Below are 8,222 nucleotides of genomic sequence, written 5' to 3'. Positions count from 1 at the left end.
TGACAATCCGGTCCAGGTCACCGCGATACGACGGTGAAAAAAAACAATATTTCATTATTTAGCCCTTGTCGGCGTTGAGAGTGACATTGTGTTTTAATGTTTTGTTTTCTTGGGTCTATTTAAATCGGTTTTTTGCAATTCTGGTTCGTCTAAAGTGGGTTTCAGCGGAGAGTCGATATTAAGACGATATGCCATGTTTGGCTCGTACTATCTTCTCCTTCATTGATGCGGAAATCACCAGAGCCTCGTCGGCGTTTTTCTCGTGGCGCTGGTAGGCGAAAAATTATTCCGTTAAAAGCGCAACGATTTTAATTTAATGGTCCGCCGAGGGCGAACGGGCTGGCCAGAGAACTTGTTTAATTATAGCTATAAGATTGAATTTATTACACATTGAAAAAGGATACGCTGTTAACCATGAACTTTAACGAAACAGGCACATTAATCGATTGGCTGTTGGCAGAGACCGACATCATTGCTCCGTTGCAAAATAAGCAGGATGGCGGTTCACGTGGCGGTGTTTATTTATGCATACCGAATTTCGAAGCATTGCCGCCGCCTTTTGCAATCAAGCATGGCGAATACCGGGTTACGCCCTGCGATAGCGTCTTGCCGCACCGGAAAACATTGGCAGGTACGGTCGATGCCGACTGGGGTAGCGTTGAAGTGGCCACGGATTGGGCGGAACATGCCGAATTGGGCGGAAAGACCTTGACGGTTACCAGCCGTATTCGCGCGTTATCGGATGTTGCTTGGCTCCGGCCGGGGTTTCATCCCTATTTTTCGGTGTCGTCGGACAGTGTTATCGATATTGGTGTCACGCGCATCGAGACTGCGACGATGCCGCACGATCGCTTACAAGTTCACCGAGCGGTATCGCCGGCGGAGTCCGCAAAAATCCGTACCGCGAATTATTCCGTGACGATGACCTGCAAGTTGTCGCCGCCGCCGGATAGGCTTTGTCTGGCGTATGGGGTATGGAGCGATAACAGCGCCGAGTATGTGTGCATCGAGCCGATTATCGGTGATTCATTCGGCGCGGACGGCTTACCCGCGCCGTTCAGCTTATCTAAAGGGGAGGAGTTCGCGATGGCGTTTAGGATACACGCCACCCAATCGGTTTAGGTCCCGCATTGGCGATGCCGGGTGGCTCGGCGAAGCCTCTATCGAGGCTCCGCGTGATGCAGACCTTCGTTCAATCCGGTGGATTCGCCGATAGGCAATCCACCAACACGGCCGATCAATCCCGCAACAACTCGTTAATCCCGGTTTTACTGCGAGTTTTCTCGTCCACTTGCTTGATAATCACCGCGCAATACAAGCTGTGGCTGCCGTCCTTGGACGGCAGGTTGCCGGAGACTACCACGGAGCCAGCCGGGATGCGGCCATAAGTGACTTCGCCGGTCATCCGGTTGAAAATCTTGGTGCTTTGGCCGATGTAGACACCCATCGATACCACGCAGTTGTCTTCGACGATGACACCTTCGACAATTTCGGAGCGGGCGCCGATGAAGCAGTTGTCGCCGATGATGGTCGGGTTGGCTTGCAGCGGTTCCAAAACGCCGCCGATGCCGACGCCGCCGGACAGATGCACGTTTTTACCGATTTGCGCGCAAGAACCCACGGTCACCCAGGTATCGACCATGGTGCCGCTGTCGACGTAAGCGCCGATATTGACGTAAGAGGGCATCAGGATCGCGCCGGGGGCGATGTAGGAACCGTAACGCGCCACCGCATTCGGCACCACGCGGACACCGGCTTTCGCAAAATCGGCTTCGCTGTATTGACCGTATTTGGTCGGCACTTTGTCGTAGTAACGCACGTCGCCGCTTTCGATGACTTTGTTTTCGTTGATGCGGAACGACAGCAACACGGCTTTTTTCAGCCATTGGTTGGTCACCCAATCGCCGTCTTTTTTCTCGGCGACGCGAGCTTGGCCTTTGTCGAGCAGGTTCAACGCTTCGTTGACCGCGTTACGAACTTCGGCGGAGACGGTGGACGGGCTGATTTCGGCGCGATTTTCAAACGCGTCGTTGATGATGGTTTCCAGATTTGACATGGGGTCTCGTAGGTACAAGGTTCAAGGTACAGGGTCCAAAGGCTCAAGGCCAGGGTGTTTTTTGCACCTTGAACCTTGAACCTTGAACCTATTTTAAAATTTCTTTAATGCGCCGCGCGGCCTCGACACATTCCTCGATCGGCGCGACCAAGGCGATGCGGACATGGTTGGTGCCGGGGTTGACGCCGCCGCTGTCGCGGGATAAATAACTGCCCGGCAGCACCGTGATGTTCTGCTGGGCAAACAGTTTTTGGGCGAATTCCGTGTCAGCAGTTGCTCCCGGCAACTTGCTGCCCTTCCTACATCCCTGGAGGTCGTCATCAAGCGGCGTCTTCAGCCAGACGTAAAAACTCGCCGGCGGCCGGCTGATTTCGCAAACGTCTTTTAAGATGTCGATGAACGCGGTGAACTTGTCGCGGTATAACTGGCGGTTGTGTTTGACGTGTTCTTCGTCGTTCCAGGCGGCGATGCTGGCGTGCTGGGTCGGCACCGGCATTGGGCAACCGTGGTAGGTGCGGTATTTGAAGTAATTTTTCAGAACCTCGGCATCGCCGGCCACGAAGCCGGACCGCAGGCCGGGCGCGTTGGAACGCTTGGACAGGCTTTGAAAGATGACGCAGCGTTTGAAATCGGTGTTGCCTGCCGCGTAAGCGCTTTGTAGCAAACCTTGTGGCGGATGGGCTTCGTCGTCGTAAAGCTCGGTGTAACACTCGTCGGAGGCGATGACAAAATCGTACTTTTCGGCCAAGGCCAATAACTTCAGATGGTCGGCCCGCGACAATACCGTGCCAGTCGGATTGCCGGGCGAGCAGATGAATATCAATTGGCAACGTTGCCAGATCGCCTCCGGCACGCTGTCGAAATCAGGCAGATAGCCGTTTTCGGCGGTGGTGTTCAGATAATACGGCTCGGCCCCGGCCAGCAAGGCCGCGCCTTCGTAAATTTGGTAGAACGGGTTGGGCATCACCACGACCGGCTTCTCTGCCGGGTCGACGACGGCTTGCACCAACGAAAACAAGGCCTCGCGGGTGCCGTTGACCGGCAGTATCTGAGTCTCGGCATCGACGCCGCCGGCGGAAATGTCGAAGCGGCGGCAGGTCCAGTCGGCGATCGCCTGGCGGAATTCCGGCAAACCTTTGGTGGTCGGGTAGAGCGTTAGGCCGTGTAAGTGGCGTAGCAGCGCTTCCTGAATGAAATGCGGCGTGGCGTGTTTCGGTTCGCCGATCGACAGCGCAATGTGCGCCTTGTCGGCCGGCGGAACCACACCTTGTTTGAGCGTCGCCAGCTTTTCGAACGGATAGGGATGTAATTGCGATAAATGCGGATTCATTACTTGGCGCAATGCGGCTGTTTGCCCTGGCTTCTGGCCTGCTGCTGAAGCTGGACGGCGTGATTCATGTGTTGGTTGAGATTATCGATGCGGCTGCCGTGCGAGGGGTGGGTGGACATGAATTCGATAGGCTGGCCGCCTTGCGAGGCTTGGTCCATTTTTTTCCACAGATTGATGCTTTGGCGCGGGTCGAAGCCGGCTTTAGCCATCAAATCCAGACCTATCGTATCGGCCTCGGTTTCATGCACCCGGCTGTAGGGCAACAGTACCCCGTATTGGGCGCCGACGCCAAGCAAGCCCAGCGCGGTTTGTCCCAATGCGGTTTGCGGTTGGGTGACGGCCTGGACCATCGATAAGCCGGTGTTGACCGCGGTTTCCTGCGACAGGCGTTCGTTACTGTGTCTGGATAAGACGTGGCCGATCTCGTGGCCGATTACCGCCGCCAGTTGGTCCTGGTTGTCGACCAGTTTGATCAAGCCGGTATGCACGCCGATCTTGTTGCCGGGCAGCGCGAATGCGTTCAGGGTTTCGTCCTCGAACACGACCACTTCCCATTGGCCGCGGGTCTGCTGGGTCAGATCGAGCGCCACGCATTGGGCGAAATGGTTGTAACCGGCGTTACGGCTGATCGGGTTTTTGCTCTTCATGCTGTCGAACGCCTGCAAGCCCATTTGATCGACCTGGTTGTCTGGCATGTAGATGAACTGGGTTCGGCCGGTTGGGCTGGTGGCGCAGGCGCCCAGCAAACCGGCGAGGATCGTGAACAAGGTTTTTTTCAACATCGCGAAACTTCCGCTGCAGAAACAGAGGCGGCATTTTAGCCCAACCGGCGCATCGGAGTGGCAGCTTTTTGGCTGCTAGGGCTTCAGGCGGGTTCGGGCTCCGGGCGGGGCGGGGCTTGCAGGGGCGAATGAATTCTGACGGTGTTGCGACCGGCTTGCTTGGCAACGTACATCGCGCGGTCCGCCAATTCCAGCAAGGTGTCTATATCGTAGGCATTGGGTTGGCATTCGGCGACGCCGGCGCTGACCGTAAAGTGAATCGGCCCGGCACTAACGAGCGAGAAACTCAAGTCGGCGATCGCGGCTCGCAGACGTTCGGCGATTGCGCTGGCTTCGTTGGCGCCGGTTTCCGGCAGTAACACGCAAAATTCCTCGCCGCCGAAACGGGCGAATAAGTCGCGCGGCCGTAAAATCGGCGTCACGGTTTCGGTCAACATGATCAAAATACGGTCGCCAACGCCGTGACCGTGATGGTCGTTGATCTGTTTGAAATGATCAATGTCCAGAGCGATTAACGACAGAGTTCGGCCGTGCCGGTTTGCCTGTTTGAGTTCGGCGTTGGCTTGCGTCATGAAGTGGCGGCGGTTATAGGCGCCGGTCAGCGGATCGGTGGCGGCCAGCTTTGCCAGTTGCTCGTTGGCCGATTTCAACTCACGGGTGCGTTGTTCGATGCGATTTTCCAGATCCTGGTTAATCAGCTCCAATTGGCGGTGGGCGTTTCGCAGGGCTTGTTCGCCGACCACGATGTCGGTGACGTCGTGTTGAACCCCAATGAAATGGCTGACTCGCCCCGTGTCGTCCAAAACCGGGTTTATCGTCATCCGGTTAAAAAACAGGGAGCCGTTCTTGCGGCGATTGCGTAGCGTACAGTTTATGCGCTGATGTTGATCTATCGCGTTGCGCAACGCCTGAATCTTGTCCTCATCCACGCCGGGATCTTTCAAGAAGCGCGGGTTTCTGCCGATGGCGTCGCGGCGGCGGTAGCCGGTGATGGCTTCGAAGCCTTTGTTGACGTAGATGATCGGGTTGTCCGGGCTGGTTGGATCGGTAATGACGATGCCGGCATGCACCGTTTCGACGGCCCGGCTGAGTGCGCGCAGACGGACGTTTTGTTGCCGTAATTCTTGCAGCAGCGCGGCAAGCGCCAATGATGAAAATGCCAAGGAAGCCAGATATTCTTGCAAGCGAAGCACATTGTCGGCTTGATTCATCGACATGAAATGGCCGCGACCGGCAACCGTGCCGGCAATAGCGATCATAGCGATCAGCAGATTCAGGGAAGCGGCGCCGCGCAGTCCGAAGCGGGCCGCGGCCCAGATCGTCAGCGGCAACATCAGGATGGGGCTGGCCGGATAACGGGTCGTCAGATAGTCCGGCAGCGAGAAAACCCATAAGCCGACCAGTATCGTGGCCACCAGCAATAAGGCGGCTTCGAGCGGCCTGTCGGCGGGCGGCGTGTCCCACAAATTCGATTGTACCTGCAGCCAGCCGAGCAGCACCGGGGTGATCGTCAACAGCCCCAGGCTGTCGCCAAACCACCAGATACGCCATTCGCTCCAAAACGAGACTGTATCGGCCGAGGTCGTCACGTAAACCGCGGCGCCCAACAGGCCGGCAACGCCGCTGGCCACGATCAGAGCGAATAGACCAAACATCGCGACTTGCCGAAGGGTATCCAATTTGAACGGCCAGCGGCAGACGAGCTTAATCAAGCTGGCGGCGATCAGCGTTTCCAGAATGTTGACGGCGGCGAACATCAAGGCTTGATGCAATTGGAAGGTCGGCAGATCGGCGGCAATCTCGGCCGGAACCGTAGCCAGGGCGTAGGCCGGCCACATTGTTGGCGGATTCAGCAAGAATCCCGCCAGCAGAAATGCGTTCGGCGGCCAAAAAATCGCGATCCCCTCCGACATCACAGAGGCCTTGACGCCCAGCACCGCGCCCAGATAGTAAGCGATACCGACGGTGACCGGTCCCCACCAACGCCGGCGATCGAGGCTGGCGTTTCCGAAAAAGGTTTGTAGTACCGGAACGATAGTCATGATGGGTTGATCACTGATTCGGGCGCATTAAACGGATGAAGTCTCTGGAATTGTAAGCAAATTCCTACAAATTGCGCGAAAGCTCCGGAATTTCTAAGTCAGAGTGGCGGTTTGTAACGCCCATTGCAGCGCGAAATCCACGGTTTGCCGACGAATATCGCGGCGGTTGCCCTGATATTGTTGACGTTGGCAACGAGCCGGTTGGTCGCCGCTTTGTAACGCGATGTACACCAGGCCGACCGGCTTGTCCGGGGTGCCACCGCCGGGGCCGGCGATGCCGGTGACCGCTACTGCCAAATCGGCTTGGCTACGACTGAGCGCGCCGGCTACCATCGCGAGCGCGGTTTCCGGGCTGACCGCCCCAACGCTGTCCAACGTGGTCCGCGGCACTCCCAGCAACTCCACTTTGGCGGCGTTGCTGTAGGTCACGAAACCTCTGTCGAACCATTCCGAGCTGCCGGCGACCTCGGTAATGGCATGGGCGATCCCGCCGCCGGTACAGGATTCGGCGACGGCGATGCGCCAGCCCCGCCGTTTTAAGGCAGCGCCCAAACCAGCCGCGAGGGCTTCGGTGTCGTCGGTCATGGTTTCCCGAGGTTTGGCGAGGGCTGTCGGTGAAGCGGTTTAACTCGGCAGCTTTTTGATCTCGGTGACTTTCTCGAAATCGGCGCCGACGCTGATGATGAAGCTAGTGACTTGTTCGATGCTCATTTCCGATTTAATCACTTTCGACTCGTGGACGATGACCGCGAAGCCCGAGGTGGGGTTGGGCGAGGTCGGCACGAACAACACGTAACGGTCGTCGGTTTTGTTGGTCACGTAGGCCGGTACCCAAATGCCTTCCTTGGGGTACTCGACGTAAACCACTTCGCGCGGCTCCTGAAGCTGATGTCCGGCAATCATGTTGACCAGTTTTTTGGTGACTCGATAGATGGTGCTGAGCAATGGAATTCGCTCGATCAGATGTTCGAACATCGCGATAATCGAAAACCGGCCCAGGCTGACCCGATGGCCGACGTAGGTGATCGTCGCGAAACTGGCGGCGAACAGCAGGAAAGTCACCAAATAGTTGTCCGAATAGCCGTAAACGAATTGAAACAAATCGGTCAGCCGGTCCTTGACGAACAGCACGATTTGGACGATGACCATGATCGGAATGAACGCCAGCACGCCGATCAGAGTGTGGTTCAGGACTTTCTTCATTTTGCGCCTACCTTTTTGTCGTTATAGTTGTCAGGAAACTAAGGTTTTATCAGGTTTGTTCGAGCGATACAAACTGATTGGATTCAGCTAGCGCCAGCGGCTGGAAAGTGCCATCAACGGAAATAGTATCCCGCCGAGAATCAGCAGCGCGCGCAGCGCGGCTTCGCTGGCACTCGCGTCCCAAAGCGTTAACGAGCTGTTCAATGACATATTGGACGGGGCCAAAAACGGAAACAGCGATACGCCCGCCGTCAGCACCAGCATGGCTATCGCCACCGCGGCGGCCAGCGAGGCCCAATACGCCTGATCGCGGCGGGAACAGATCAGCATCGCGATCCCGGCGATAAAAACCAGCGCGGGTATCGCAATCAGCGCGGGTTCGTGTTCGTAATTGTCCAGCCAAAGGCCGTCGCCGCGTTTGACGAATTTGCTGAGCGGGTTGGAAGGCCCCAGCGGTGCGATGTCGGTGGTGACGTGGTAACCCTCCAGATGAGTGATCCACAGCCCGGTCAAGGCGAACAGGCTCAAAAAGGCCAATCCCAACGGCAGCGCGAGGGCTTTGGCGCGCTCGGCGATTGCCGTATCGGGGTGTAATTGCAAGCGAAGCGCACCGAGACTGGTCGCGGCCGAGGTCGCGACGGCGCCGACCAACATGGAAAACGGGTTGAACAAACCGCCCAAATTGCCGAGCAATGCGATCCGCATGTCGCTTTGCAGATGAAACGGAATGCCTTTGATCAGGTTGCCTACCATCAAGCCGAGTAGAAACGTCGGCACTAGCGCGCCCAGAAACAGGCCCCGGTCCCATT

8 protein-coding genes are annotated in these 8,222 nt (G+C 57.0%); 1 reads left to right on the top strand and 7 read right to left on the bottom strand.

The annotated features are described in order from the left end of the window. The first annotated feature begins 414 nt into the window (after positions 1-414). Complete coding sequence (locus tag AC3B8H_RS15650; protein WP_488442477.1) at positions 415-1,122, top strand: aldose epimerase family protein; 708 nt, start codon at positions 415-417, stop codon at positions 1,120-1,122. A 115-nt stretch (positions 1,123-1,237) separates the two neighbouring features. On the opposite strand, the gene dapD is transcribed toward AC3B8H_RS15650, so the two are convergent. From dapD to cydB, 7 genes are all read right to left on the bottom strand, one after another. After that, positions 1,238-2,056 (bottom strand): 2,3,4,5-tetrahydropyridine-2,6-dicarboxylate N-succinyltransferase, encoded by an 819-nt coding sequence (gene dapD, locus AC3B8H_RS15645; protein ID WP_488442476.1) that lies wholly within the window; start codon positions 2,054-2,056, stop codon positions 1,238-1,240. A gap of 88 nt (positions 2,057-2,144) precedes the next feature. After that, positions 2,145-3,386, bottom strand: a complete 1,242-nt coding sequence (dapC, locus tag AC3B8H_RS15640) for a succinyldiaminopimelate transaminase (protein WP_488442475.1) — start codon at positions 3,384-3,386, stop codon at positions 2,145-2,147. After that, the gene (locus AC3B8H_RS15635; RefSeq protein WP_488442474.1) at positions 3,386-4,168 is read right to left on the bottom strand and encodes a M48 family metallopeptidase; all 783 of its coding nucleotides are present in this window, start codon (positions 4,166-4,168) and stop codon (positions 3,386-3,388) included. Before AC3B8H_RS15635 ends, dapC begins: the two co-directional genes overlap by 1 nt. A gap of 83 nt (positions 4,169-4,251) precedes the next feature. Then, positions 4,252-6,210: a sensor domain-containing diguanylate cyclase gene (locus AC3B8H_RS15630; protein ID WP_488442473.1), complete on the bottom strand. Its 1,959-nt coding sequence runs from the start codon at positions 6,208-6,210 to the stop codon at positions 4,252-4,254. A gap of 93 nt (positions 6,211-6,303) precedes the next feature. Then, the gene (locus AC3B8H_RS15625) at positions 6,304-6,795 is read right to left on the bottom strand and encodes a CinA family protein (RefSeq protein WP_488442472.1); all 492 of its coding nucleotides are present in this window, start codon (positions 6,793-6,795) and stop codon (positions 6,304-6,306) included. 39 nt (positions 6,796-6,834) lie between these two features. Then, positions 6,835-7,413 (bottom strand): DUF502 domain-containing protein, encoded by a 579-nt coding sequence (locus AC3B8H_RS15620; RefSeq protein WP_488442471.1) that lies wholly within the window; start codon positions 7,411-7,413, stop codon positions 6,835-6,837. 87 nt (positions 7,414-7,500) lie between these two features. Beyond that, a partial coding sequence (cydB, locus tag AC3B8H_RS15615) for a cytochrome d ubiquinol oxidase subunit II (protein ID WP_488442470.1) occupies positions 7,501-8,222 on the bottom strand: 722 nt, incomplete at its 5' end.

It is taken from the genome of Methylomonas sp. BG-2 (genome assembly GCF_057766305.1).
This window is presented reverse-complemented; position numbering and strand designations above follow the sequence as displayed.